21 protein-coding genes are annotated in these 25,127 nt (G+C 64.3%); 11 read left to right on the forward strand and 10 right to left on the reverse strand.

Going from position 1 to position 25,127, the window contains the following annotated elements; translation table 11 throughout:
• Positions 1 to 63: 63 nt before the first annotated feature.
• The 5 genes from NAV27_RS10960 to pdxB form a co-directional block, all read right to left on the reverse strand.
• The gene (locus NAV27_RS10960) at positions 64 to 1,053 is read right to left on the reverse strand and encodes an ABC transporter substrate-binding protein (protein ID WP_008567822.1); all 990 of its coding nucleotides are present in this window, start codon (positions 1,051 to 1,053) and stop codon (positions 64 to 66) included.
• 175 nt (positions 1,054 to 1,228) lie between these two features.
• Positions 1,229 to 1,828 (reverse strand): recombination mediator RecR, encoded by a 600-nt coding sequence (recR, locus tag NAV27_RS10965; protein ID WP_102828379.1) that lies wholly within the window; start codon positions 1,826 to 1,828, stop codon positions 1,229 to 1,231.
• A gap of 84 nt (positions 1,829 to 1,912) precedes the next feature.
• Positions 1,913 to 2,239, reverse strand: a complete 327-nt coding sequence (locus tag NAV27_RS10970; RefSeq protein WP_008567825.1) for a YbaB/EbfC family nucleoid-associated protein — start codon at positions 2,237 to 2,239, stop codon at positions 1,913 to 1,915.
• A gap of 21 nt (positions 2,240 to 2,260) precedes the next feature.
• Positions 2,261 to 4,246, reverse strand: a complete 1,986-nt coding sequence (gene dnaX, locus NAV27_RS10975; protein WP_102828378.1) for a DNA polymerase III subunit gamma/tau — start codon at positions 4,244 to 4,246, stop codon at positions 2,261 to 2,263.
• Between the two features lie 74 nt (positions 4,247 to 4,320).
• Positions 4,321 to 5,463, reverse strand: coding sequence for a 4-phosphoerythronate dehydrogenase PdxB (gene pdxB, locus NAV27_RS10980; protein ID WP_102828377.1), 1,143 nt, complete (start codon positions 5,461 to 5,463; stop codon positions 4,321 to 4,323).
• Positions 5,464 to 5,582: 119 nt separating this feature from the next.
• On the opposite strand from pdxB, the gene NAV27_RS10985 reads away from it, so the two are divergent.
• The 5 genes from NAV27_RS10985 (at position 5,583) to NAV27_RS11005 (ending at position 14,036) form a co-directional block, all read left to right on the forward strand.
• Positions 5,583 to 6,974: an MATE family efflux transporter gene (locus tag NAV27_RS10985; RefSeq protein ID WP_037019706.1), complete on the forward strand. Its 1,392-nt coding sequence runs from the start codon at positions 5,583 to 5,585 to the stop codon at positions 6,972 to 6,974.
• Positions 6,975 to 7,106: 132 nt separating this feature from the next.
• A complete protein-coding gene (gene imuA / locus NAV27_RS10990) occupies positions 7,107 to 7,724 on the forward strand; it encodes a translesion DNA synthesis-associated protein ImuA (protein ID WP_102828376.1) in 618 nt (205 codons plus the stop codon).
• A 7-nt stretch (positions 7,725 to 7,731) separates the two neighbouring features.
• Positions 7,732 to 9,147 carry a Y-family DNA polymerase gene (locus NAV27_RS10995; RefSeq protein ID WP_102828375.1) on the forward strand — a complete coding sequence of 472 codons (1,416 nt, stop codon included), beginning with the start codon at positions 7,732 to 7,734 and terminating at the stop codon, positions 9,145 to 9,147.
• On the forward strand, positions 9,144 to 12,221 hold the full coding sequence (locus tag NAV27_RS11000; RefSeq protein ID WP_102828374.1) for an error-prone DNA polymerase: 3,078 nt from the start codon (positions 9,144 to 9,146) through the stop codon (positions 12,219 to 12,221). Before NAV27_RS10995 ends, NAV27_RS11000 begins: the two co-directional genes overlap by 4 nt.
• Positions 12,222 to 12,446: 225 nt before the next feature.
• Entirely contained in the window at positions 12,447 to 14,036 is a 1,590-nt protein-coding gene (locus NAV27_RS11005) for an ABC-F family ATPase (RefSeq protein ID WP_008567836.1), read from the forward strand.
• A gap of 66 nt (positions 14,037 to 14,102) precedes the next feature.
• On the opposite strand, the gene NAV27_RS11010 is transcribed toward NAV27_RS11005, so the two are convergent.
• Positions 14,103 to 14,933 carry an undecaprenyl-diphosphate phosphatase gene (locus NAV27_RS11010; RefSeq protein WP_102828373.1) on the reverse strand — a complete coding sequence of 277 codons (831 nt, stop codon included), beginning with the start codon at positions 14,931 to 14,933 and terminating at the stop codon, positions 14,103 to 14,105.
• 267 nt (positions 14,934 to 15,200) lie between these two features.
• On the opposite strand from NAV27_RS11010, the gene NAV27_RS11015 reads away from it, so the two are divergent.
• The 6 genes from NAV27_RS11015 to NAV27_RS11040 all read left to right on the forward strand — a co-directional run bounded on the left by NAV27_RS11015 (position 15,201) and on the right by NAV27_RS11040 (position 19,961).
• Positions 15,201 to 16,835: a methyl-accepting chemotaxis protein gene (locus NAV27_RS11015; protein WP_102828372.1), complete on the forward strand. Its 1,635-nt coding sequence runs from the start codon at positions 15,201 to 15,203 to the stop codon at positions 16,833 to 16,835.
• Positions 16,836 to 17,176: 341 nt separating this feature from the next.
• Positions 17,177 to 17,446 carry a hypothetical protein gene (locus NAV27_RS11020; RefSeq protein ID WP_102828371.1) on the forward strand — a complete coding sequence of 90 codons (270 nt, stop codon included), beginning with the start codon at positions 17,177 to 17,179 and terminating at the stop codon, positions 17,444 to 17,446.
• A gap of 140 nt (positions 17,447 to 17,586) precedes the next feature.
• Positions 17,587 to 17,865 carry a hypothetical protein gene (locus NAV27_RS11025; protein WP_043295605.1) on the forward strand — a complete coding sequence of 93 codons (279 nt, stop codon included), beginning with the start codon at positions 17,587 to 17,589 and terminating at the stop codon, positions 17,863 to 17,865.
• A gap of 33 nt (positions 17,866 to 17,898) precedes the next feature.
• Positions 17,899 to 18,591: a DUF421 domain-containing protein gene (locus NAV27_RS11030; RefSeq protein WP_043295607.1), complete on the forward strand. Its 693-nt coding sequence runs from the start codon at positions 17,899 to 17,901 to the stop codon at positions 18,589 to 18,591.
• Between the two features lie 86 nt (positions 18,592 to 18,677).
• Positions 18,678 to 18,842: a hypothetical protein gene (locus tag NAV27_RS11035; protein WP_008567843.1), complete on the forward strand. Its 165-nt coding sequence runs from the start codon at positions 18,678 to 18,680 to the stop codon at positions 18,840 to 18,842.
• A gap of 12 nt (positions 18,843 to 18,854) precedes the next feature.
• Complete coding sequence (locus NAV27_RS11040) at positions 18,855 to 19,961, forward strand: DNA topoisomerase IB (RefSeq protein WP_102828370.1); 1,107 nt, start codon at positions 18,855 to 18,857, stop codon at positions 19,959 to 19,961.
• A 12-nt stretch (positions 19,962 to 19,973) separates the two neighbouring features.
• Here the strand turns inward: NAV27_RS11040 and NAV27_RS11045 are convergent, their stop codons facing one another.
• The 4 genes from NAV27_RS11045 to NAV27_RS11060 all read right to left on the reverse strand — a co-directional run bounded on the left by NAV27_RS11045 (position 19,974) and on the right by NAV27_RS11060 (position 25,030).
• On the reverse strand, positions 19,974 to 20,936 hold the full coding sequence (locus tag NAV27_RS11045; RefSeq protein WP_043295610.1) for a sensor domain-containing diguanylate cyclase: 963 nt from the start codon (positions 20,934 to 20,936) through the stop codon (positions 19,974 to 19,976).
• Positions 20,937 to 20,938: 2 nt separating this feature from the next.
• A complete protein-coding gene (locus NAV27_RS11050) occupies positions 20,939 to 21,922 on the reverse strand; it encodes a response regulator (RefSeq protein WP_054093054.1) in 984 nt (327 codons plus the stop codon).
• Between the two features lie 154 nt (positions 21,923 to 22,076).
• Entirely contained in the window at positions 22,077 to 22,661 is a 585-nt protein-coding gene (gene nfuA / locus NAV27_RS11055) for a Fe-S biogenesis protein NfuA (RefSeq protein ID WP_003287873.1), read from the reverse strand.
• A gap of 89 nt (positions 22,662 to 22,750) precedes the next feature.
• The gene (locus tag NAV27_RS11060) at positions 22,751 to 25,030 is read right to left on the reverse strand and encodes a fatty acid cis/trans isomerase (protein WP_102828369.1); all 2,280 of its coding nucleotides are present in this window, start codon (positions 25,028 to 25,030) and stop codon (positions 22,751 to 22,753) included.
• Positions 25,031 to 25,127: the final 97 nt, after the last annotated feature.

Raw genomic sequence — 25,127 nt, forward strand, 5'->3', positions numbered from 1 at the left:
ATCGAGCCAGAACGAACGGGGTCTGCCGCGCGGCGAGCAGGCCCCTGCGTAGATCATCGCGAATCAGAGCTGGCGGGCATCCTGCCAGGACAGATCGAGGATTGCGCGGGTATCGAATGCCTTGCCATCACGAGTCTTCAGCGAACCCTGCTCCTGCAGGATATCGGCGAGCTCCTGAATACGTGCCAAATCCTGATCGTCGAGCTTGGCGCTGAACGTCTGGGTCGCGATGGCTTCCTCGATGACGGTCTCGCGGGGCAGTTCGCCACGCTTGAGGGTTTTGAGCGTCGGCTCGGCGATGAAGTAGTCGGCGATCAGCTTGGCTGCTTCAGCCGGTTGCTGCTCGAGCAGGCTGATCGCGTCGCGTTGTGCATCGAGGGATTTCCACACGGCATCCTTGCGCTTGGCCAGCGTGTCACCGGAGGTGATCACCACCATGCAGGGGAAAGGCCAGACCTCGCCGATCTCGTAGACCTGCTTGACCGGTGCGACCAGTTGCGCGATGCGGTCATAGGGCTCGAACAGGAAGGCTGCGTCGACCCGCCCGGAAACCAGCGATTGCACCGCGACCGCCGGGCTGACGCCCATGATGTTCACATCGCTCGGCTTGAGACCGGCGGCCTTCAGCGTCACACCGCGCAGCACGGCATCGGCGGTGCTGCCTTCACGCTGGGATGCCAGACTATGCCCCTTGAGACCGGCCACATCGGCAATACCGGTCTGCTCGCGGACCAGAATCGAGTGATAGCCCTGCTGGGCGCCGCCCACCACTTTCAGGTCCGCGCCCTTCGAAGCCCAGGCCACAGCGTTGGTGAAGCCCAGCACACCGGTATCCAGCTGACCGCCGACGATGGCCTTGATCAGATCGGTGCCGGAACTGAACTCGATCAGCTCGACATCAAGACCATGCTTGGCATACAGACCGGCCTCATGCGCCACCATTGCCTGCGCATCATCCATTACCCGGATATAGCCGACTTTGAATTTTTCCTGCGCTTGAGCGAATGCGCTCACGAGCAAAAGTGCCGAGAACAGCCAATGCTTTGCTTTCATTTACGACCTCGATTCGAGCTGCACGCAAAGGAATGCCATATAACCAAAAGCAAGCAAGTTATTCTTTTTGGTTATCTAGCGGGTTTGGCTTAGAACTTTACAGGAATCAGAGCAGAGACGGCACTGGCAAAGCGCTATAAGGTTAAAGCGCTGCGGCATACCGAGCGCAGCGATTTCACAGACTGATAGGTTTACGTCCGGCCAGCGCGTGGGCCAGCGTACCGCCATCGACCAGATCCAGTTCGCCGCCCAGCGGCACGCCGTGGGCGATGCGACTGATGACCAAGCCTTTGGGTACCAGCATCTGGGCGATGTAGTGCGCGGTGGCCTCGCCTTCTACCGTCGGATTGGTCGCCAGAATCACTTCAGCGAACGCACCATCGGCAACCCGCGCGAGTAGCTCGGGAATGCCGATGGCTTCGGGACCGAGACCGTCGAGCGGTGAGAGATGCCCCTTGAGGACGAAATAGCGCCCGCGAAACCCCGTCTGCTCGACCGCGAACACATCCACCGGGCTTTGCACCACGCACAGCAGCGCATCGTCGCGGCGCGGATCGGCGCATTGCGGGCAGAGCTCATCCTCGCTCAGCGTGCGGCATTGGCGACAGTAACCGACGCCTTCCATTGCCCGGGTCAACGCCTGCGCCAGACGCAGACCGCCGCTGCGATCACGCTCGAGCAACTGCAGGGCCATGCGTTGCGCAGTTTTCTGTCCGACGCCGGGCAATATCCGCAACGCATCGATGAGCTGACGAATCAGTGGGCTGAAACTCATGGGAATCTCGAAGAAGAACGGAACAGCAGGTGCCTGTGGCGGCCTCCGCCTGGAAAGCCGGCCACGTGCAGTTGACGGCTGTTGTTAGAAGGGCATTTTGAAGCCGGGTGGCAGCTGCATGCCGGCAGTCATACCGGCCATCTTTTCCTGGCTGTTCTGCTCGATCTTGCGCACGGCATCATTGACCGCTGCGGCGATCAGATCCTCGAGGATTTCCTTGTCTTCCTGCATCAGGCTGTCGTCCAGACTGACACGCTTGACGTCATGACGACCGTTCATCACCACGCTGACCAGGCCCGCACCGGACTGGCCGGTGACTTCGGCATTCGCCAGCTCTTCCTGCATTTTCTGCATCTTTTCCTGCATCTGCTGCGCCTGCTTCATCAGGCCGGCCATGCCACCTTTCATCATGGGAATCACCTCAAATGGGGGTCAGGTTTCGGTGTGTTCTACAGGTTCGATCGTGCCGTCTCGAATCACGGCAGAGAATTGCTGCATCAATTGCTGCACCATCGGATCGGCCTGGATCGATCGCTCGGCGGCGCGCTGGCGCTCTTCGCGACGGCGCGCCGCGGCCTGTGCCGGCGTTTCCTGCTGCGGTTTTTCCAGCTTGATCTCCAGCTGCAGCTTGCGCCCGTGATACTGATCCAGCGCGTCGTTCAGGCGCCGCTGCTGAGTGGCGTTGAACAGCGCGCTCTGCGCCGGATCCAGATGCATCAACCAGCGGTCGCCGTCCACCTCGATCAACGTGCAATTGGCGGCAATGCTGCCAGTCAGCCCGGACAGGCCGAGCTTGAGATACAGCTCCAGCCAATCGGCAGCCAGCCCGGTTGCTGGTTCGGCCGCCGGTAACGGCTCGCTGGCAACGGCCGCCTGAGTCTCGACCAGATCGTCCAGATAGGCTTCGACCTGGTTTTCGACTTCGTAATAATCCTCGTCACTCAACGGCGGCTCGTCGTCGTCCGTATCCTCGAGCGGAGCCAACGGTGCCGGCTGTTCGGCCGCGATGACAGGCGACGGTACTGGTTCGACGGCGGCCACCTCAGGCGTCGCCTGCGCAGTACTTGGCGACTCTATCCAGGGCACGTCGATGACCGGTGGTGCAGCGGGTTCGTTCGCGGGCAACGCCGGCGTCTGAACGGTGGATGCCTCCTCGACCGGCGGGACGACCTCGGTCACGGTTGCGACAGGCGGCACGGCGGCAGGTGGAACAGCCACAGAAGGCACGGGAGCAGGCGCGGTGGCCGCTGCGGCCACCGGAGCCCTGTCGGAATCAGCCGTGGCCGGGCTGACTCCCAGGTGCTTTAGCGGTGTTCGCGGCGCGTCTTCGCTCTCGGCGGGACGGAACGCCAGCATGCGCAGCAGCACCATCTCGAAACCGCTGCGCGGATCGGGCGCCAACGGCAGATCGCGCCGACCAATCAGCCCCATCTGGTAATAGAACTGCACATCCTCGGCGGGCAACGCCTGAGCCAGCGCAAGGACGCGATCGCGGTCGCCCTGGCCGTTATCAATCGCTTCCGGCAGCGCCTGGGCAATGGCCACGCGGTGCAGCACATTGAGTATTTCTGCCAGCACGCCGGCCCAGTCCGGACCTTGCTCGGCCAGCTGGCGCACGGCTTCGAGCAGTGCGCGTGCGTCACCTTCGAGCAACGCCTGCAATACACCGTAGACCTGCCCATGATCGAGCGTGCCGAGCATCGCGCGCACATCGGCGGCGAGCACCCGCCCCTCGCCAAAGGCGATCGCCTGGTCGGTCAGGCTCATCGCATCGCGCATCGAGCCATCTGCCGCCCGGCCGAGCAGCCACAGGGCGTCTTCCTCGAACGGTACGTTCTCCGCACCAAGCACATGAGCCAGATGCTCGACCACCCGCTCCGGCGGCATGTTCTTCAGCGAGAACTGCAGGCAACGCGAAAGGATGGTGACGGGCAGCTTCTGCGGGTCGGTGGTCGCCAGCAGGAACTTGACGTGCGGCGGCGGTTCTTCGAGCGTCTTGAGCAGCGCATTGAACGAATGCGACGAAAGCATGTGCACTTCGTCGATCAGGTAGACCTTGTAGCGGCCACGGCTCGGCGCGTACTGCACGTTGTCCAGCAGTTCACGGGTGTCCTCGACCTTGGTGCGGCTCGCAGCATCGACTTCGATCAGGTCGACGAAGCGCCCCTCGTCGATCTCGCGACACACCGAGCACTCACCGCAGGGGGTCGAGCTGACGCCGGTTTCGCAGTTCAGACACTTGGCGATGATCCGCGCGATGGTGGTCTTGCCCACGCCGCGGGTGCCAGTGAACAGATAGGCGTGGTGCAGGCGCTGATTATCCAGCGCGTTGATCAGGGCCTTGAGCACGTGCGTCTGCCCGACCATTTCGCGGAACGAGCGCGGACGCCATTTGCGGGCTAGAACCTGATAACTCATAACACCATCGTGGGCTAAGCGGAAGACGGGTAATCCTAGCGGAGCAGGCCGCAAATTGCATCCGACCAATCGGCCTAGCCCAACAGCGCACCCAGCCCACGCACGACGCGGGTCAGTTCGTCGTTGTCGCCCTGAATGTGCACTCGCACACCGTCGATTTCGCGCCGTGGCGGATAGGCCTTGCGCAGCTGGTCGAAGGCCGCGCGACGCTGCGCTTCGTCGCCGCGCAGGCTGCGGCGGAACGCGGCATCGTCGCTACGCGGGTCGTAGACCGCGCGGCACAGCGTGGCCAACAGGTCGCATGGATCGGCAGAGCCATCGAAGCTCAGCGCCTGTAGCGCCGGCGCCGGCATCAGCTCGTCCAGCGTCACTGTCGGCGCCAGCCCCTGGGCGACACAGAATGCCTGATAGATCTGTGCAGTGCCGCGCAGCTTGCCGTCCAGGCTGTAGCCGGCGATATGCGGCGTGGCCAGCTGGCACAATTCGGCCAGGGCGACGTCGACCTGCGGCTCGCCTTCCCAGACATCCAGTACCGCCTGCAGATCCGGTCGACGTAGCAGCAGTTCGCGTAGAGCGGCATTGTCCACCACCGCGCCACGGCTGGCGTTGATCAGCCAGCTGCCAGGGCGCAGTTGCGCCAGCCGGGAAGCGTCGAACAGATGGAAGGTCGGATGCGCGCCCTGCAACTCCAGTGGCGCATGCAGGCTGATTACATCGCACTCGGCGATAATCTCCTCCAGCGTGACGAAGTCACCAGTCTCACGTGCCTGGCGCGGCGGATCGCAGACTCGCACATCCCAGCCCAATCCGCGCAGCACCTCCACCAGCCGCCCGCCCACTTCGCCCGCGCCGACCACGCCGTAGCGACGTGTCGTCAGTTCCTCGCCCTGCCGTTCGGCCAGCGTCAGCAGGCTGCCCAGCACGTAATCCACCACTCCGCGCGCATTGCAGCCGGGCGCACTGGCCCAGGTGATGCCGGCTTCGAGGAAATAGTCGAGGTCCAGATGATCGGTGCCGATGGTGCAGGTGCCGACGAAGCGCACCGGTGTGCCGGCGAGCAATTCGCGATCGACGCGGGTCACCGAGCGCACCAGCAGCACGTCGGTCTGCTCCAGCGCCGCCCGGTTGATCGAGCGGCCGGCCATGCGGCGGATGCTGCCGAAGCCGGCGAAGAAGGCATCGACCAAAGGAATGTTTTCGTCGGCGAGGATACGCATGGCAGGCTCCGTTTCAGATGCGGCCCATTCTAGACGCCTCGCCGCCGTTTTTCCGCCTTTCGGCCAGCTGTCGTGCGGCGTAGACTACCGCGCTCTTTGTATACAACCGGAACGATGCAATGCCTTCTGAGTCGAGAGCCGGCCGGGTGCGGACCGAGCTGCGCACCCTCTTCGCCCTTGCCCTGCCGATGATGATCGCTCAGCTGGCCAATACGGCGATGGGCTTCGTCGATACGGTGATGGCGGGTCGGGTCAGTGCGCACGATCTGGCGGCAGTGGCCCTGGGCAATTCCATCTGGGTGCCGGTTTTTCTGTTCCTGACCGGCGTGATCCTGGCGACCACGCCGAACGTGGCGCAGCGTTTCGGCGCCGGACGCCACGGCGAGATCGGCCCGCTGGTGCGCCAGGCGCTGTGGATGGGCGGCGGCCTCGGCAGCCTGTGCGCCGTCCTGATGTGGAACGCCGAGCCGATGCTGCACTGGATGAACGTCGAAGCCGCGCTGATCGATCCCAGCATGGGCTATCTGCGCGCCGTCGCCTGCGGCTTTCCGGCGATCGGGCTGTACCAGGTGCTGCGTTGCTACAGCGACGGCCTCGGCCACTCGCGCCCGAGCATGGTGGTCGGGGTTCTCGGCCTGCTGCTGAATATCCCGCTCAACTACATCTTCATCTACGGCAAGCTCGGCGCGCCGGCACTCGGCGGTGTTGGCTGCGGTGTCGCAACGTCGCTGGTCATGCTGTTCATGCTGCTGGCCATGCTGTTCTGGGTACGCCGCGCCGCGCCGTATCGACCGAGCCGGCTATTCGCCCACTTCGAATGGCCGCGCTGGCCGGTGCTCAGCCCCTTGCTCGCGGTCGGTCTGCCGATCGGTATCGCGGTGTTCGCCGAAGCCAGCATTTTTTCGGTCATTGCGCTGCTGATCGGCGCATTGGGCGCGACGGTGGTGGCCGGACACCAGATAGCGCTGAACTTCACCTCGCTGATCTTCATGATTCCGCTGTCGCTGGGCATGGCGGTCACCGTGCGGGTGGGACAGGCACTGGGCCGCAGTGCGCCGCGAGATGCGCGTTTCGCCGCTGGCGTCGGAGTGGGAACGGGGCTGGTGTATGCCTGTTTTTCCGCCACCGCGATGCTGCTGTTCGCCGTGCCGATTGCCCGCATCTACACGCCCGACCCCGCGGTGATCGCCGTGGCGTCCGGCTTGTTCTTCTATGCGGCACTGTTCCAGTTCTCCGATGTTGTGCAAGTTACCGCTGCCGGTGCCCTGCGCGGCTACCAGGACACGCGCATGACCATGATCTTCACCCTCTTCGCCTACTGGGGCATCGGTCTGCCGATCGGCTATGTGCTCGGCCTGACCGACCACTTCGGCCCGGCATCCGGCCCCGGCGGGCTGTGGCAGGGTCTGATCGCCGGACTGAGCTGCGCAGCGTTTTTGCTCAGCATCCGCCTGGCACGCAGCGCACGGCGCGCAATTCGTCTTCAGCGGGCTCGCCCGGCTCAGGCCTGAGCCGTCGACGCGAAATCATCGAAGGCGCTCTGCATCAGCGGAAGAGGCGATGACGCTGGTCAGCATGACTTGACCGCCGAACCGGGCAACTGAATACTGTATTCATATACAGTATTTTTGGATTGCCTTTGCATGACATCCGTGGTCGCCCTGGATCGCCTGCTCGATGCACGCCGTGTCTGGCGTGGGCAGGCCATCGTCGCCCCTGCCGCCAGCCAGCCGACCGGACACGCCGCGCTGGATGCCGCCCTTCCGGGTGGCGGCTGGCCGGAGGCGGCACTGAGCGAGATTCTTCTCGCCGCGCCCGGCACCGGCGAGCTGCGCCTGCTGTGGCCGACCCTTGCCCGGCTGACCGTGGCCGGCGAGCGGGTGGTGCTGGTCGACCCGCCGCATCTGCCCTACCCCCAGGCCTGGCTGACCGCCGGCGTCGACCTGCGGCAGTTGAGCATCGTCCACGCCAGCGGGCGCGATGCGCTGTGGGCGACCGAGCAATGCCTGCGCTCGGGTAGCTGTGGCGCCGTGCTGTGCTGGCCGAGGCAGGCGGACGACCGCGCCCTGCGGCGCCTGCAGGTGGCCGCCGAAACCGGACAGACGCTGGCCTTCGCCTATCGCCCGCAGGCCGAAGCGCTGAACCCCTCGCCAGCCGCCCTGCGCCTGGCCATCGACGCTCACCCGGCGCAACTGCGCGTGCTCAAGTGCCGAGGCGGTCTGGCGCCGGCGCGGCCGATCGCCGCCAGCGCCTGGCGGTGACACGGACATGCTCTGGGCCTGCATCCTGCTGCCGCAACTGGCGATGGACGGCGTGCTGCGCGAACGCAGCGACCCTGCCGCGCCGCTGGCCTTGCTCGCCGGGCCGGCGCAGCGGCGCGTGCTGCAAGCGGTCAATCCGGCGGCGCGCGAACTCGGCCTGAAACCCGGCCAGACGCTGACTGCCGCCCAGGCGCTGACCCGCAATTTCGCCAGTGCCGATTACGATCTGGCGGCCATCGAGCGCTGGCAGCGCTTCCTGGCCGCCTGGGCCTACGGTTTCAGCGCTCAGGTCAGCCTGCATTACCCGCGCTGCCTGCTGCTGGAAGTGCAGTCCAGCCTCGGCCTGTTCGGCCCCTGGCCGCGCTTCGAAGCGCGCCTGCGCCAGGAACTGAACGCCCTGGGCTTCCGCCAGCGCATCACCGTTGCCCCCAACCCGGCGGCGGCACGGGTACTCGCCAATGCCCACGATGGTCTGGCGGTGAGCGATGACACAACGCTGCGCGAGGCGCTCGGACGTTTGCCGGTGGAGCGCCTCGGCCTGTCGCGCGAAGTGGCCACGGCCTTCGCGCGCATGGGGTTGCGCAGTCTTTCGCAACTGCTTGCCCTGCCCCGCGACAGCGTGGCCCGGCGCTTTCCGGCCGAGGTGCTGCTGCAGCTCGACACCCTGCTCGGGCGGCAGCCGCTGGCGCTGGAGTTCTACCGCCCACCCGATGTTTTCGACGCGCGCATCGAATTGAACTTCGAGGTCGAGTCACACCAGGCGCTGTTGTTCCCGCTGCGCCGGCTCACCGCCGACCTGGCCGCCTATCTCGCCGGGCGCGACAGCGGCGTGCAGCGCTTCGTCCTGCAACTGGAACATCGCAACCTGGCCGACAGCCGGGTCGTCGTCGGCCTGCTGGCTGCCGAGCGCGAGGCCGGCATGCTGTTCGAGCTGACCCGCGGCCGCCTGGAACAGCTGCAACTGCCGGCACCGGTGCTGGCAGTGCGATTGCTGGCGCGCGAGCTGCCGGCTTTCACGCCGCAGCACCGCCAGCTGTTTGATGAAAGAGCGCAGCAAACGCTGCCCTGGGAACAGTTGCGCGAACGCCTGCGCGCACGCCTCGGCGACCACGCGGTACAGGGCCTCGGCGCCTGCGCCGATCATCGTCCCGAACATGCCTGGCAGACGCAGGCACAGGCGCCACATACAGCACTGCCGGCATGCGGCCCTCGCCCCGGCTGGTTGCTGGCTGCACCGCAGCCGCTGCGCGAAAGCTCGCTGCGCATCCTCGCCGGCCCGGAACGCATCGAGTCCGGCTGGTGGGACGGCGAGGATATACGGCGCGACTACTACCTCATCGAAACGCGCGCCGGCCAGCGCGGCTGGGCCTTCCGCCCGCTCGGCAGCGACGGGCCGTTGCTGCTGCACGGCTGGTTCGCATGAGCGATTACGCCGAGCTGCACTGCTTGTCCAACTTCAGCTTCCAGCGCGGTGCCTCCAGCGCCCGGGAGCTGTTCGAGCGGGCTGCGCGCCTGGGCTACCGCGCCCTGGCAATCACCGACGAATGCACGCTGGCAGGTATCGTCCGCGCCTGGCAGGCAGCCAAGGACAGTGGCGTACCGCTCATCGTCGGCAGCGAGTTGCGTATCGAAAACGGCCCCCGGCTGATCCTGCTGGTCGAAAACCTAACCGGATATCAGGCGCTTTGCCGCTTGATCACCCTGGCCCGCCGCCGTTGCGAGAAGGGCCGCTATCGCCTTTTGCTCGACGATTTCGCCGAGTCCCCGGACGGGCTGCTGGCGATCTGGCTGCCGGATGATGACGACGACCGTCACCTGCCCTGGCTGTGCCGCCTGTTCCCGCAGCGGCTGTGGTTGGCCGTCGAACTGCATCGCGGCGCGGATGACGCCGCGCAACTGCAGCACCTGCTCGAACGGGCGTCGTCCTGCGGGCTACCGCCGGTGGCCTGCGGCGACGTGCACATGCACGCCCGCGGACGGCGTGCCCTGCAGGACTGCATGACCGCCATCCGCCACCACCTGCCGGTGGCCGAGGCCGGCGCCCACCTGTTCCCCAACGGCGAGCGCCATCTGCGGCGCCACGAGGAACTGACCGAGCTGTATCCGCCGGCCCTACTCGCCGAAACCCTGCGCATCGCCGCGCGCTGCACCTTCGATCTCGGCCAGTTGCGCTACCACTACCCGCGCGAACTGGTTCCGCACGGGCATGACGCCACCTCCTGGCTGCGCGAACTGGTCGAGCGCGGCGCCCGTTGGCGCTGGCCGGACGGCGTGCCCGAACAAGCCCGCAGGCTGCTCGAACATGAGCTGAAGCTGATCGCCGAGCTAGCGTACGAGAGCTACTTCCTCACCGTGCACGACATCGTGAACTGGGCACGCGAGCGGCAGATTCTCTGCCAGGGGCGTGGTTCGGCGGCCAACTCCACGGTGTGTTTCGCCCTCGGCATCACCGAACTCGACCCCACCCTGCCGGGGCGCCGCCTGCTGTTCGAGCGCTTTCTCTCGCGCGAACGCAAGGAGCCGCCGGATATCGACGTGGACTTCGAGCACGAGCGCCGCGAGGAAGTCATTCAGTACGTCTTCAGCCGCTATGGTCGTCACCGCGCCGCACTCACCGCCGTGGTCAGCACCTATCACAGCGCCGGCGCGCTGCGCGACGTGGCCAAGGCGCTCGGCCTGCCAGCCGATCAGGTGAATGCGCTGGCCGACTGCTGCGGGCGCTGGAGCGATCGTGTGCCCTCGGCCGAGCGGCTGGCCGAGGCTGGCTTCGATGCGAATAACCCGCTGCTGCGCCGGGTGCTGGCATTGACCGGCGAGCTGATCGGCTTCCCCCGTCACCTGTCGCAGCATCCTGGCGGTTTCGTGATCAGCGAACACCCACTGCAGACCCTTGTGCCGGTGGAGAACGCCAGCATGGCCGAGCGCACGGTGATCCAGTGGGACAAGGACGACCTCGATCTGGTCGGCCTGCTCAAGGTCGATGTGCTCGCCCTGGGCATGCTCAGTGCGCTGCGTCGCTGCTTCGCCCTGATCGAGCGTTATCGCGGCACGCGCTGGACGCTGGCCAGCCTGCCGCAGGAGGATCCGGCGACCTACGCCATGATCAGCCGCGCCGACACCATCGGCGTGTTCCAGATCGAGTCGCGGGCGCAGATGGCCATGCTGCCGCGCCTGCGCCCACGCAAGTTCTACGATCTGGTGATTCAGGTGGCCATCGTCCGCCCCGGGCCGATCCAGGGCGATATGGTTCATCCGTACCTGCGCCGGCGTAACGGCGAGGAGCCGGTGCTCTATCCCTCCGACGAACTCATGCCGGTATTCGAGCGCACTCTCGGCGTGCCGCTGTTCCAGGAGCAGGTGATGGAACTGGCCATCATCGCCGCCGACTACAGCCCCGGCGAGGCCGACGAACTGCGTCGCAGTATGGCCGCCTGGAAGCGCCACGGCGGCCTGGAACATCATCGCGAACGGCTGACCGCGCGGATGCTCGACAAGCAATACGAGCCGGAATTCATCACCCGCATCTTCGAGCAGATCAAAGGCTTCGGCAGCTACGGTTTCCCCGAATCCCACGCTGCCAGCTTCGCCCTGCTCACCTACGCCAGCAGCTGGCTGAAATGCCATGAGCCGGCGGCGTTCGCCTGCGCGCTGATCAACAGCTGGCCGATGGGTTTCTACAGCCCCGATCAGGTATTGCAGGATGCCCGGCGCCACGGCATCGAAGTGCGCCCGGTAGACGTATGTCACAGCGACTGGGATTGCAGTCTGGAGCCCGGCGCCAAGGCACAGCCGGCGATCCGCCTGGGCCTGCGGATGATTCGCGGCCTGCGTGAGGCGGATGCGCGGCGCATCGAGAGCGCTCGCCGGACACAAGCGTTCAGCGATGTCGATGATCTCAGCCGGCGCGCCGGGCTGGACGCCCGCACGCGCGAACGACTGGCCGATGCCGGCGCCCTGCACGGTCTTGCCGGTCATCGTCATCACGCGCGCTGGGCCGTCGCCGGGATCGAACCGCAGCTGCCGCTGTTCGCCGAGCTGGCTGCAACGACGGAAGCGCCAGTGAACCTGCCGCTACCCTCGACCGGCGAAGACCTGCTGACCGACTACGCAACCCTCGGCACGACGCTTGGACCGCATCCGCTGACACTGCTGCGCGACAAGCTGAGGGCACGGCGCTGCCGCAGTTCACGCGAGCTGGCCGATGCCGAGCCCGGCCGACCGGTCAGCGTTGCTGGCCTGGTGATCGGCCGGCAGCGCCCGCAGACCGCCAGCGGCGTGGTGTTTGTCACCCTGGAAGATGAGTTCGGATTGATCAATGTGGTGGTCTGGCAGCATCTGGCCGAACGCCAGCGCCCGGTGCTGCTGCAGTCGCAACTGCTGCGGGTCGACGGTCATCTGGAGTCCGCTCATGGTGTGCGCCACGTGATCGCTGGCCGACTGCGCGACCTCAGTGCACTGCTCTCGGGGCTGGATGTGCGCAGTCGGGACTTCCAGTGAACCGGCTCAAACCGGAGCACTCACGACGCGCCTGGCGGCTAGCGCTGGGTATTCGCGGCCGGCGTCCGTACAATGCGCGCCTCACGATAGACCCCGATGCGGCGCATGTAGTCCGCACTCAGTGCTGCCCGCCGAAGCGATAACGCCGGCGCCGAGCCGCAATGGCACGCGAAACCTGCCCACAAGCCCCAACGTAACCCTTTGAAACCCGCGAGATAGAGCCTCTTGATTTCAACCGCTAACATCACCATGCAGTTCGGCGCCAAGCCGCTGTTCGAAAACGTTTCCGTCAAGTTCGGCGGCGGCAACCGCTACGGCCTGATCGGCGCCAACGGCTGCGGCAAGTCGACCTTCATGAAGATTCTCGGCGGCGAGCTGGAGCCGTCGGCCGGTCAGGTGATGCTCGAACCCAACGTGCGCCTGGGCAAGCTGCGCCAGGATCAGTTCGCCTACGAAGACTTCAGCGTGATCGACACCGTGATCATGGGCCACGAGGAGCTGTGGCAGATCAAGGCCGAGCGTGACCGCATCTATGCCCTGCCGGAAATGAGCGAGGACGACGGCATGGCCGTCGCCGAGCTGGAAGTACAGTTCGCCGAGTTCGACGGCTACACCGCAGAATCCCGCGCTGGCGAGCTGCTGCTCGGCCTGGGCATCCCGCTCGATCAGCATTTCGGCCCGATGAGCGCCGTGGCACCGGGCTGGAAGCTGCGCGTGCTGCTGGCCCAGGCGCTGTTCTCCGACCCGGAAGTGCTGCTGCTGGACGAGCCGACCAACCACCTGGACATCAACACCATCCGCTGGCTGGAATCGGTGCTCACGGCGCGAAACAGCACCATGATCATCATTTCCCACGACCGTCACTTCCTGAACTCGGTCTGCACCCACATGGCCGACCTGGATTACGGCGAGCTGCGCCTGTTCCCCGGCAACTACGACGAATACATGACCGCCGCGACCCAGGCCCGCGAACGCCTGCTGTCGGACAACGCCAAGAAGAAGGCGCAGATCGCCGAGCTGCAGACCTTCGTCAGCCGCTTCTCGGCCAACGCCTCCAAGGCCAAGCAGGCCACCAGCCGCGCCAAGCTGATCGACAAGATCCAGCTGGAAGAGGTCAAGCCGTCCAGCCGGGTCAGCCCGTTCATCCGCTTCGAGCAGTACAAGAAGCTGCATCGCCAGGCGGTCACGCTGGAACGCCTCAGCCAGGGTTACGACGGCACTGCGCTGTTCAAGAACCTGAACCTGCAGATTGAAGCCGGCGAGCGCGTAGCCATCATCGGCCCCAACGGCATCGGCAAGACCACCCTGCTGCGCACGCTGGTCGGCGAGATGCCGCCGCTGTCCGGCGAAGTGAAATGGACCGAAAGCGCCGATGTCGGTTACTTCGCCCAGGACCACGCTGAGGACTTCGAGGACGACGTCACGCTGTTCGACTGGATGGGCCAGTGGACCCAGGGCGGCGAACAGCTGGTGCGTGGCACCCTCGGGCGCATGCTGTTTTCCAACGACGAGATCAAGAAGTCGGTGAAGGTGATTTCCGGGGGCGAACAGGGCCGCATGCTGTTCGGCAAGCTGATCCTGAAGAAACCCAACGTATTGGTGATGGACGAACCGACCAACCACCTGGACATGGAATCGATCGAGGCGCTCAACCTGGCACTGGAGAACTACCCGGGCACGCTGATCTTCGTCAGCCATGACCGCGAGTTCGTCAGCTCGCTGGCCACGCGCATCATCGAGCTGTCGGAGAACGGCGTGACCGACTTCAGCGGCAGCTACGACGACTATCTGCGCAGCCAGGGCGTGCTGGTCTGATCGATCGACGAGCCCCATGAAAAAGCCCCGCGAAAGCGGGGCTTTTTCGTTTCCGGGCTCAGCGTCCTAGCCCACCGCCGTGCTCCAGTCGATCAGGCCGAACTGCCAGGTCGCCAGGATCACGACGCCAAACACGATGCGATACCAGGCAAACGCCGCATAGCTGTGGTTGCCGATGAACTTCAGCAACGCCCGCACTGCCAGCATCGCGAAGAGGAACGAGGTGACGAAGCCGATGGCGAACACCGGGAAGTCGCCGGGCTGGAACAGGTCGCGATACTTGTAGCCCGAGTACACGGCCGCGCCCACCATCGTCGGCATCGCCAGGAAGAAGGAGAACTCCGTCGCGGCCTTGCGCGAGAGGCCGAACAGCAGGCCACCGATGATCGTCGAGCCGGAGCGCGACGTGCCCGGCACCAGCGCCAGACACTGGGCGAAACCGACCTTGAGCGCGTGCGTCCAGCGCATGTCGTCGACCGTTTCGGCTTCGATGCGATGGTCGCGGTTCTCCGCCCACAGCATGACGATGCCGCCGATCACCAGTGCGGTGGCAACCGTGATCGGGTTGAACAGGTAATGATGGATCAGGTCGGCGAACAACACGCCGAGCACCACTGCCGGCATGAAGGCAATCAGCAGATTCAGCGTGAATCTCTGCGCTTCGCGCTCCTTCGGCAGCCCCACCACCACGCCGATGATCTTGCGCCGATATTCCCAGACTACCGCCAGGATGGCGCCCAGCTGAATGATGATGTTGAAGGCCAGCGCGCGTTCGCCGCCGAAGCCGATCAGATCCGCGACGATGATCTGGTGCCCGGTACTGGATACCGGCAGAAACTCCGTCAGGCCCTCAACCACTCCCAGAATCAATGCCTGTACGGCAATCCAAAGATCCATCTATTCCCCATCAGCGATGCAGACCATCGCACTTGAAAATACAACAAAGGTATATGCCAGCACGGCGTCTGGCCGCTGTTCTGACTCGTCGCGGCCAAGTAAATTCCGCCGCGTCACGGGAGGGGGCTCATTTTTAGCCACGCGCGGCCGAAAAGCTATCAGGGAGAGGCCGGACAGGCAGAGGGGCGACGATCACTCAGCTGTCCGGCACATTGCACCGATGCCGGTGCGCATAAAGATAAAAGGCTCATCAGGAGTTCTACGAAAATGAATCTGCTGCGAAAGTTTCCCATCAGCAAGCGTCTGTGGCTGATTCCGGTGGTCGCCATCCTCATGCTGTTCATCCTCGGCATGCTGATGATCCAGCAGGTGCGTAGCGATCTGTACAAGGGCAAGCAGGAGATGACCCGTCATGTGGTCGAGACTGCTGCCGGCATCTTCGATCACTACCGCCAGCTCGAAACCAGCGGTGCCATGTCCACCGCCGAGGCGCAGCAGGCGGCCATCAAGCAGATCCGCGCGTTGCGCTACGACGGCCAGGACTACTTCTGGATCAACGATCTCGGCCCGGTCATGATCATGCACCCGATGCAGCCCAAGCTCGAAGGTCAGAATCTGTCCCAGGTCAAGGACCCGACCGGCAAGGCACTGTTCAACGAAATGGTCGCCGTGGCCCGCCGTGACGGCGCCGGTGCCGTGGACTACATGTGGGCCAAGCCGGGCGAAGCCGACCCGGTACCGAAGATTTCCTACGTTCAGCTGTTCCAGCCCTGGGGCTGGATCATCGGCTCGGGCATCTACGTCGATGACGTCGAGGCCGAGTTCAAAAATTATCTGATGCGTTTCTCCATCATCGGCCTGTTCATCGCCGCGATCATGGCCGTACTGGTGGCTATTCTGATCCGCAGCATCACCCGCCCGCTGCGCAACTCGATGTCGGCGATGGCCAACATCGCCAGCGGCGAGGCCGATCTCACGCGCGATCTGGATGTTTCCGGCAACGATGAACTGACCACCCTGGGCCGCGACTTCAACCGCTTCACCGGCAAACTGCGCAGCGTGATCAGCCAGCTGCTGGAGACGGCGCAGTCGCTGGGGCAATCGTCCCAGACGCTCGGCAGCGTCTCCGGGGATGCCTTCCAGCAAAGCCAGCAGCAACTGCAGCAGATGGAGCTGGTGGCCACTGCGATCAACGAAGTCACCTACGCCGTACAGGAAGTCGCGAAGAACGCCGAGCATGCCGCCAGCGAAGTTGGCGATGCGGAGAACCAGGCCGGCCAGGGCCAGCAGAACATCGAGGCCAGCCTGCAACAGATCGACCAGCTGTCGGCGACCATCAGCCAGGCCGTGGGCGTCATCCAGTCGCTGGCCGATGAAACCACCAAGATCGGCAGCGTGCTCGAAGTGATCGGTTCCATCGCCGACCAGACCAACCTGCTCGCGCTCAACGCCGCCATCGAGGCCGCCCGCGCCGGCGAACAGGGCCGCGGCTTCGCCGTGGTCGCCGACGAGGTACGTCTGCTGGCGCAGCGCACCCAGCAATCGACGGCGGAAATCCAGACCATGATCGAGCGCCTGCAGAAGAACTCCGGCGCGGCGGTAAACGTGATCATGGAGAGCAACCGGGCATCGCAGCTCACCGTCGAGCAGGCCAGCCAGGCCGGCGAGAGCCTCGGGCAGATCGCCCAGGCGCTGCGCAACCTGTCCGGCCTCAATGCCTCCATCGCCAGCGCGACGCTGCAGCAGTCGCATGTGGTCGAAGACATCAATCAGAACGTCACCCAGGCGGCCGGTCTGGCACAACAGAGCACCGACGCCGCCGAGCAGACCCGCGAGGCTGGCAAGCACCTCGGTGAACTGGCCGAGCGCCTGAACAGTCTGCTGCGCCAGTTCCGCGTCTGATCGACTGAGCGCCCCGGTTACATCGGGGCGCCGAGTCACACGGCAGGCATCGGCCTGCCGTTTTTTATTTGGCGGCAAGTTGTCGCAGCCCGACTGACCGCCGGTCGCCTGGGCAACGCCTGCACCTTACAGCAAATTCCTTTTAAATCATGCTCTTAGCACGCCTGATTAGTGCGCCAGAAACCAAACTCGCGCGTTATACCTATGGCTAATTGCAAAAAAAGTCTCAACTCTCGGAATTCGAGTGTGACTCGCAAGTCCTCTGCGTACATCAACTGCATGTAAGGCCAACGCTGCAAGGCTCGAATGGCCCACCCATCGCACACAGAGAGACATGCCCAATGAACGCACCGCTCCGCATCAACGACGCCCTCCTCATCACCGATCGCGCATTCAAGCCCTTCCAGTGCGTAGCCTGGACCCTGCCGGAAGGTAACGGCGAAGTCAGCATCACCGTTGTCGACAGCACCCTCGCCCGCCCGCTGGGCCGCTGCAAGATGTCCAGCAGCGTGTACACCGATCCGGTCAAGTTGGGCGAAGCGCTGGAGCAGTCCCGCGAGCAGATGACCCGCGACGGCATCCACTTCTCGCCCTGGCACATGCCTGAATAAATTCGGTGCGTGTCTCCAGAAGGCCCGGCAGCTCTGCTCCGGGCCTTTTGCATTTCTGGTCGCTGCGTTTGTTTCGCATCGATCGACCCATTCACCTGTTTCACGGTCAGTAGAGATATCGACGAAACAGGAGACCCCCCATGAAAGGTGCTCACGCCTACGTCAACGACCAATGGCACAGCTGCGGTCTGGCCAGCCTGCCGCAAGGGCCGGGCGCTCACGAAATCACCCTGAAGTTCATCATCCCGCGCGATACCCAGTTCACCGGGCTGCTCGAACATGTCTGCAAGATTGCCCTGCAGCACCTGCAGGAGGCCTACCCGGGGCGCGACGTCACCCACGCGCCAATAGTCGGCTCCGTGGTCGGTGACGGCAGCGGCGACGGAATCCGGCTCGTTTACCACGTGGCGGCCGCCTGAACGCAACTTCGCAGATAACGAGAACAACTACCGATGACGCCCTTCGACTGGCAGCGCATCCTGCTCGATGACTTCCCCCTGCTGTTCATCGCCGAGGTGTCGATGCGCGCGCTGTTCGCCTTCGCCGCCGTGTTCGCCTTCCTCAAGATCAGCGGTCGGCGCGGCATCCGCCAGCTATCGGTGTTCGAACTGGTGATCATCCTGACGCTCGGTTCGGCTGCGGGAGATGTGTCCTTCTATGAAGACGTCCCGCTGCTGCCGATCATTGCCGTGTTCGTCACCCTGCTTGGGCTGTATCGCTTCACGGTATTGCTGATGACCCGCAGCCCGCGCTTCGGCAGCTGGCTTGAAGGCAAGCCGGTGACGATCATCCGCGATGGCCTCTACGAACTGCACAGCCTGAATCGCCATGACATCTCCGCCGACGAGTTCTTCATGGAGCTGCGTCAGCAGGGCGTGGAACACCTCGGTCAGGTCCGACTGGGCATTCTCGAAACCGACGGTGATGTCAGCCTGTTCTTCCATACGCCGGATCAGGTGCGTCCGGGTTTGTCGGTACTGCCGCCGGAGCATCGCCCGGAGTTCCGGCAGGCTCCGGCCAGCGACCTGTATGCGTGCAGCCACTGCGGTTTTCCACAGGTACTTGAAAGCCAGCAGGAGATGAACTGTCCGCGCTGCGGGCATCGCTGCTGGTGCAAGGCGCTGACCCACCCACGCCTGCACTGACACACGGTCCGAACCGCGCCGCTGACCGGCGGTCAGTCTGAACAGGGCCGACATCACGCCGGCCTCCACCGAAAGGAGACGCAGACATGCTGGGTGATTACTCCGCTATCAACGACCACCTCGATACCGCACGCAAACACGCCGATCAGGCCGAAACCGAAGGCAAGCCGGCGATCTATCGGGAAGCCATCGATGAACTAGTGGCCGCGATCCGCCTGCTGATGCGCAACACCGCCGAACGCGACGAGTGACTCCACAAGCCGATGCGCAACCCCGCCGAGGGTCCGAAGTTACCGCCGCAGGCAACCGGCATCCGCCCAGTGCCCGAAGACGAATCGGGCGATACCGGCACGCCGCTCTGCCCCGCACTGCCGGCGGAGCTGAACTACGTCGACGACAGCCAGCCGGGCATCCGACGCAGGCGATTGCGCGGCAAGTTCGTCTATTACACCGCGCAGGGCGAACGCATCACCGATGAGGCTCAAGTTCGCCGCATCAACAGCCTCGCCATTCCACCCGCCTATCGCGACGTCTGGATCTGCGCCGACCCGCAAGGTCACCTGCAGGCCACCGGACGGGATGCGCGCGGACGCAAGCAGTATCGTTACCATCCGCGCTGGCGCGAGATACGCGACAGCAACAAGTACGAGCGCATGCTGGCATTCGGCGAAACGCTGCCAACGTTACGCAAATGTCTGGAACAAGACCTGGCTCGCAGCGGTATGCCACGCGAGAAAGTCATGGCACTGGTGGTGACGCTGCTCGAATCCACGCTGATTCGCATCGGCAATCCGCGCTACGCCCGCGACAACCGCTCCTACGGCCTCGCCACGCTGCGCACCCGGCACGTCGACATCCGCGGCACGGCGATTCGCTTCCATTTTCGCGGCAAGAGCGGCGTCGAGCACCAGGTGACACTGCGTGATCGACGGCTGGCGCGCCTGCTGCGGCGCTGCCTGGAGTTGCCGGGACAACAGCTGTTCCAGTACCTGGACGATAATGGCCAGCGCCGCACAGTCGGCTCCGGTGACATCAACCAGTACCTGCGCGATCTCACCGGGCGTGATTTCACCGCCAAGGACTACCGCACCTGGGCCGGCAGCGCGCTGGCGCTGGAGCACCTACGCACCCGGCAATGGCAGACCCAAAGCGAGGCGCGCCAGCAACTGGTCGAGACGGTGAAGCAGGTCGCCAGCCAGCTGGGCAACACGCCGACGGTATGCCGCCAGTGCTATATCCACCCGGCGATTCTGCAGGCATTCACCGAAGGCGAGCTGGCGGACCTCAAGCGCGCACGTCAACGCAAGTGGCTGAGCCGTCAGGAAGTGGCCTTGCTGACGTTTCTGCGCAGTCGTGCCGACGCGCAATAGCCGGATCGACCATCACTGGTCGCGTGCGGCGTGCCCATGCAGCGTGACGCAGTTGCGGCCGGCGGACTTGGAAGCGTAGAGCGCACTGTCCGCCCATTCGATCAGCTGCGCATGTCCCGTGCTGGGCTGGCTGAGATCGGCGATGCCCAGGCTGATGGTGAAACGGATCGGCCGACCGTCGTGCTGCACTTCGTGCGCCTCGACGACCCGACGCAGGCGCTCCGCGAAAGTGAATGCGCCCTGCTTGTCGGTATCGCGCAACAGCACCACGAACTCCTCGCCGCCGTAGCGACCCGCCACGTCGCAGTCGCGCATGGTTTCGCGAATCAGCTCGGCGACCTGCTGGATGACAGCATCGCCGGCCTGATGGCCGTAGGTGTCGTTGATCGACTTGAAGTGATCGATATCGAACATAACCAGCGCGGACTGGCTCTCGTGGCGGCGGTGGCGCGCATAGTCCTGGCGCAGGATTTCCTCCCAGTGACCACGGTTGTACAAGCCGGTCAGGCGGTCGGTACTGGACAGCCGCTGGAGCTCGCGATTGGCCGCCTGCAGCTGGCGACGGTTCACCGCGACGTCGGTCACGTCATAGATGATCAGACAGACCTGCTCAATGGCGCCGCTGGTGCCCCGCAGCGGCAGCAGCGTGGTGTTCTGATACATGAAGTCTTCCAGCCCGGTGATCGGCTGGTAATTCTTGAAGCGCAGCAGGTAGGGTCGCTGCTCCCAGATGGTGAACGACGGCGTGCCGAGGGTCATCACGCTCTCGACCTTGCGCCGGAACCACTCCTCGTCCAGCTCGGGGAACAGTGTGAAGAACGATTGCCGGCGAGCCGCTTCGGGCAGCACGCCGGAGCGGTTCTCCATGAAGGTGTTCCAGACTTCGATGCAGTAGTCTCGATCGAGTACCACGACCCCGACGTCGATGCTCTGGACAACCGCCAGCAGCCAGTGGAATTCGCTGGGTTGGGACATGATCAGTTCATCAGGTAGGCAAGTTTTCGGGACAGCAGGTCGAGCGAATCCTCGGTGAACAGCAGCAGCAGATCGAAATGGATGTCGTGGCCTTCGAGGCTGTAGCTGATTTCCACCGCCAGGGTGCGCTTCCAGCGCAAGCGATTCAGACGAATCAGCTCCTCGATCGGCGCGTGCTGGCCCAGCACCTGCGGATGCCCCTGGGAGAAGGCGACATCGATCTGGTCGGCGATACCGCTGAGGCAGGCGCTGATCAGCAGGCTCGACAGGTCCAGCAGCATCTCGATCTCGTGATGGTCCTGCCGACGCAGTAGACGCGCCATGTCGGCGACTTCCGAATCGTGGAACAGCAGCAGCGCCTCGCCCGCGATGCCGCCGCCGATGTAGCCCTGGCAGACGGCGGTGAGTCTGTCGCCACGCGCGGCATCGGCCAGCGCCATATGCAGCTCGCTCACTTCGAGAAGGTTGACGTTGGGAATCGGCAACTGGATGAACACACCCAGCACCCGCGCCAACAAGGCCGCTGCGCGCCCCATCGCGATATTCACGACCTCGCGCAGGGCATCGCGAAAATCGATGGTTTCACCGTCTGCACGCGTCGCCAGCGCCGTCTGCTCGTTCAGCAGACCGAGGCTTGCCAGCGTTTGATAGAGGTGCAGCGGTTCGGCCGGCTTGCGGATGAATGCCAGCGCCCCCAACTCGAGTACCCGCCGCACGGCTTCATCCTGAACATCCGCCGACACCACGATTGCCTTGCACGTCAGCTGCTCGCGCCGCAGGGCCGCAAGTACCTGATAGCCATCCATGCCAGGCATGGTGAGGTCGAGTATCAGCACGTCGATGCCGCCCTGGCGAATACGCTCCAGCGCCGCGCCGCCCGTTTCAACCTGCGTCACGGCAACCGGCCAACCTGCCGGCAGCGCACGCAGAAGCTGCTTGCGCGCCAGGTTGGAGTCGTCGCAGATCAAAAGGGAGGTTGTATGCATGCGCGCGAGCATTCCGTGCCGATGGAATCGGAAGCCGCCAGCTTATATCAACCGCGAGATGCGTTGGTGGCCATTTGGCATCATCCGACAAAATGGCACTTTCGAGCGACAGCCGTGACGCGAATACCGCGCCACAGCGTTGGGAAGGGGCAACTCAGTAGTAGGCGTTGTCGCGATTGCTGTGGTCGGTCACGTCGCGCACACCTTTGAGTTCCGGGATGCGCGCCAGCAGCGTCTTCTCGATGCCTTCCTTGAGGGTGACATCCGCCTGCCCGCAACCCTGGCAACCGCCGCCGAACTGCAACACGGCAATGCCCTCGTCGACTACATCGATCAGGGTGACCTGGCCACCGTGGCTGGCCAGCCCAGGGTTGATTTCGGTCTGCAGGTAATAGTTGATGCGCTCGTTCAGTGGGCTGTCTTCGTTGACCATCGGCACCTTGGCGTTCGGCGCCTTGATGGTCAGCTGCCCGCCCATGCGGTCGGTCGCGTAGTCGACCAGCGCATCCTCCAGGAACGGTTCGCTGGTGCCATCGATCCAGGCAGTGAAGCTCTTCAGCGCCAGGGCGATGTCGTCCGGCTTTTCCTCGCCCGGCTTGCAGTAGGCGATGCAGGTTTCCGCATAAGGGGTACCCGGCTGGGTGATGAAGATACGAATGCCGATGCCGGTGGTGTTCTGCTTTTCGAGCAGATCGGCCAGATAGTCGTGTGCAGCTTCGGTGATGGTGATCGCGCTCATGGCAACTCCTCGCAGATATGCGCCGCAGTGTACGCCAAGGCGGGCCGCGGATAAAGTCCTAGTAATTTAGTCAAGTACATCCACCCGCTTTACAGGTTCTGATAACGATTCATGTCGAGCACACCCGCTTCCAGCGGATCGGTTTCTTCCAGATAGCGCGACAGGTCGTTGAAGTAGAACCAGAACTGCGGGTGGCTGCGGCGGATGCCCCAGCGTTCGACGATACGCTCGAAATCGGCACCGTCGCGGACCCGCTCCAGCGCCGCGACGAATGTCGTCACCTCGCGGGCATCGAGGTTGAACAGGAAGTTCGGGTAACTGCTGAGTATTCCCGGGTAGACCGTCAGGGTGTCCCGACGCGGCTGGTAGCGCCAGTCTTCGCCGAACATGAAGGCGACATTGCTGTGCGCACGGTTGCGCAACAGGCTGTACAGCTCGCGCTGGCCGGAGCCGTACTCAATGCGCAGCAACGTCGCCTCCGGTAACTGGCCGACGACTGGCAAGCCGGCGGCCATGCGGTTGCTCAGGCGACTGAGCGCTTGCTCGGCCTGCTGCAGCGGCAGCGGCTGGTCGGCGCGATAGCAATGTGTGCCAAGGCAACGATTGAGCGGATCGGGTACCGCATTGATCGGTGCCAGGCGTGTCAGTAACTGGCGGGCCAGCGTCTGCTTCGGATCGCCCGGCTCGAGCATGAGCTTCGATGGAGTCTGTGTATCCAGCGAGGTGTAGGCCAGCAGCAGCTTCAGTTGACCGCCTTGTTCGTACCAGCTGTCGAGAATCGACTGGCGCGACTTCGCCGGCAGCAGGCGCAGGAAGTTCAACTCGGCACCGTTGCGAATCAGGTCGAAGTACAAGCGTGTCTGTCCTTGGTGGGACACGTTGCCGAACACGTCGAAGTTCACCACCAGCTGATAATAGGTGCGCTCAAGCAGCGGATAGTCCATCCACCACAGGGTCTGCGGCACCGCACCGATCAGGCCTTTGCGCACCGAGGCGCTGTCATGCTGACGGAAGATCGACAGCAGCGCGTTGTCGTTGCCCGTCCAGATATGCGCCCATTCGGCCGGCTGCTCGGCATAAGCCTGCATGCGCAACTTCTCGTAGCGGTTGCGCTTGGGCTGGTAGCGCTTCCAGAACCCCAGCAGCTCGCCAAGCTCGTCGAACTGCCCGGGCATTGCCAGCAGCGGCGTGGTCTTGTCGCGGTAGTCGGCATCGGTGAGATAGAGGTCGTGCTGCGGGTCTTGGAACAACACCCAGAAGTTGTCGCGAATCACGTCGGTGGCGATCTGCCCGCGGCACACCGGGCCGCGGATGAAGGTGCGCACGAAATATTCGGCGTTATCCAGCATGAACTGGTAGCGCGCCTGCGGTGGAATCGCCGCGAAAGTCAGGAAGGGATTGGCGCGATGCCCCGCGCCATAGCCCGGTACCGGCCCGGCCTGCCACTCAGAGCCGAAGAACAGCTGGCGAACCCGCGCCAGCCGCGTCTCGCTCAGCGGATAGGTGATGTGCGTCTTGTGCACGATCACATCACTGATCGGCCACAGGCGGTAGTAGAACGCGGTGCCCGGATCGCCGTTGGGCCGTCGCGTGGCGATCGGATCGACCGGCGCGCCGCTGGGGGTGCGCGAGCGCACCAGCTGATAGAAGTGCCCGCCCTCACCCTCTCCTTCGAAGTACAGATGGGCGAGGAACAGGTGTTCGTAAAGCCAGCGGCTGACCAGCTGCTCCCGCGCGCTGGGGGCGTTCAGCAGGTCTTCCCACTGGCGGATCTGCTGCTGCTCGCTCGCGCTCGGCTGCAGTTTGGCTAGCTCTACCGGGGCACCCTGTTCGAGCCAGCGTTGCAGGGTCGCGTACTCGCCATCCGTCAGCCCAGTCACCGCGAATGGCATGCCGCCGTGAGCGCTCTTGGCGGCGTAGGCGGCAAACTCCTCCGGCAGCGCACAGCTGTTCTTGCGGCCGATGCTGATATCCAGATCGGCCGGCAATTTGGCATTCGGCTCCAGCGGCTGACTGCGCCCCAGCTCCAGCATGCGCGCCATCAACGCGGCCTGGCCGTCCGCCGCACTGAGTACGGAATGGAAACCCTTGCGCCGCCAACCCGCTTCGTCATGTGCATCGAGAAACAGCCGCGTCGTCTCCTGAGCCCTGACTCGCGTGCCATCGTAGACCGGCTGTTTGGAGAAACCGCGCTGCGCGCCATCGCCGCTGCCCAGGTTCAGCTGGCACGGCGAGTCGTAACAGGCATGGCAGGCAACGCACTTGGCGGTGAAGATCGGCTGAATGTCACGCTGATAGGACGGCGCTTGCGCCTGTGCCACGGCACCGTACAGAACGACCAGCAAGCCGAGCAGGAGTCGAGCAAACATGACGAATCAACCTGAAGAAGAGCCGGCATTCTAAACAGCGGCCTGCTGGAGGGCTAACCCAAACGGCAAGCTGAATAATTTTCATGAAAAAGGCGAC

Origin of the sequence: Stutzerimonas degradans, assembly GCF_024448505.1 — a bacterium.
In the GTDB taxonomy this organism is placed as follows: Bacteria; Pseudomonadota; Gammaproteobacteria; order Pseudomonadales; family Pseudomonadaceae; genus Stutzerimonas; species Stutzerimonas degradans.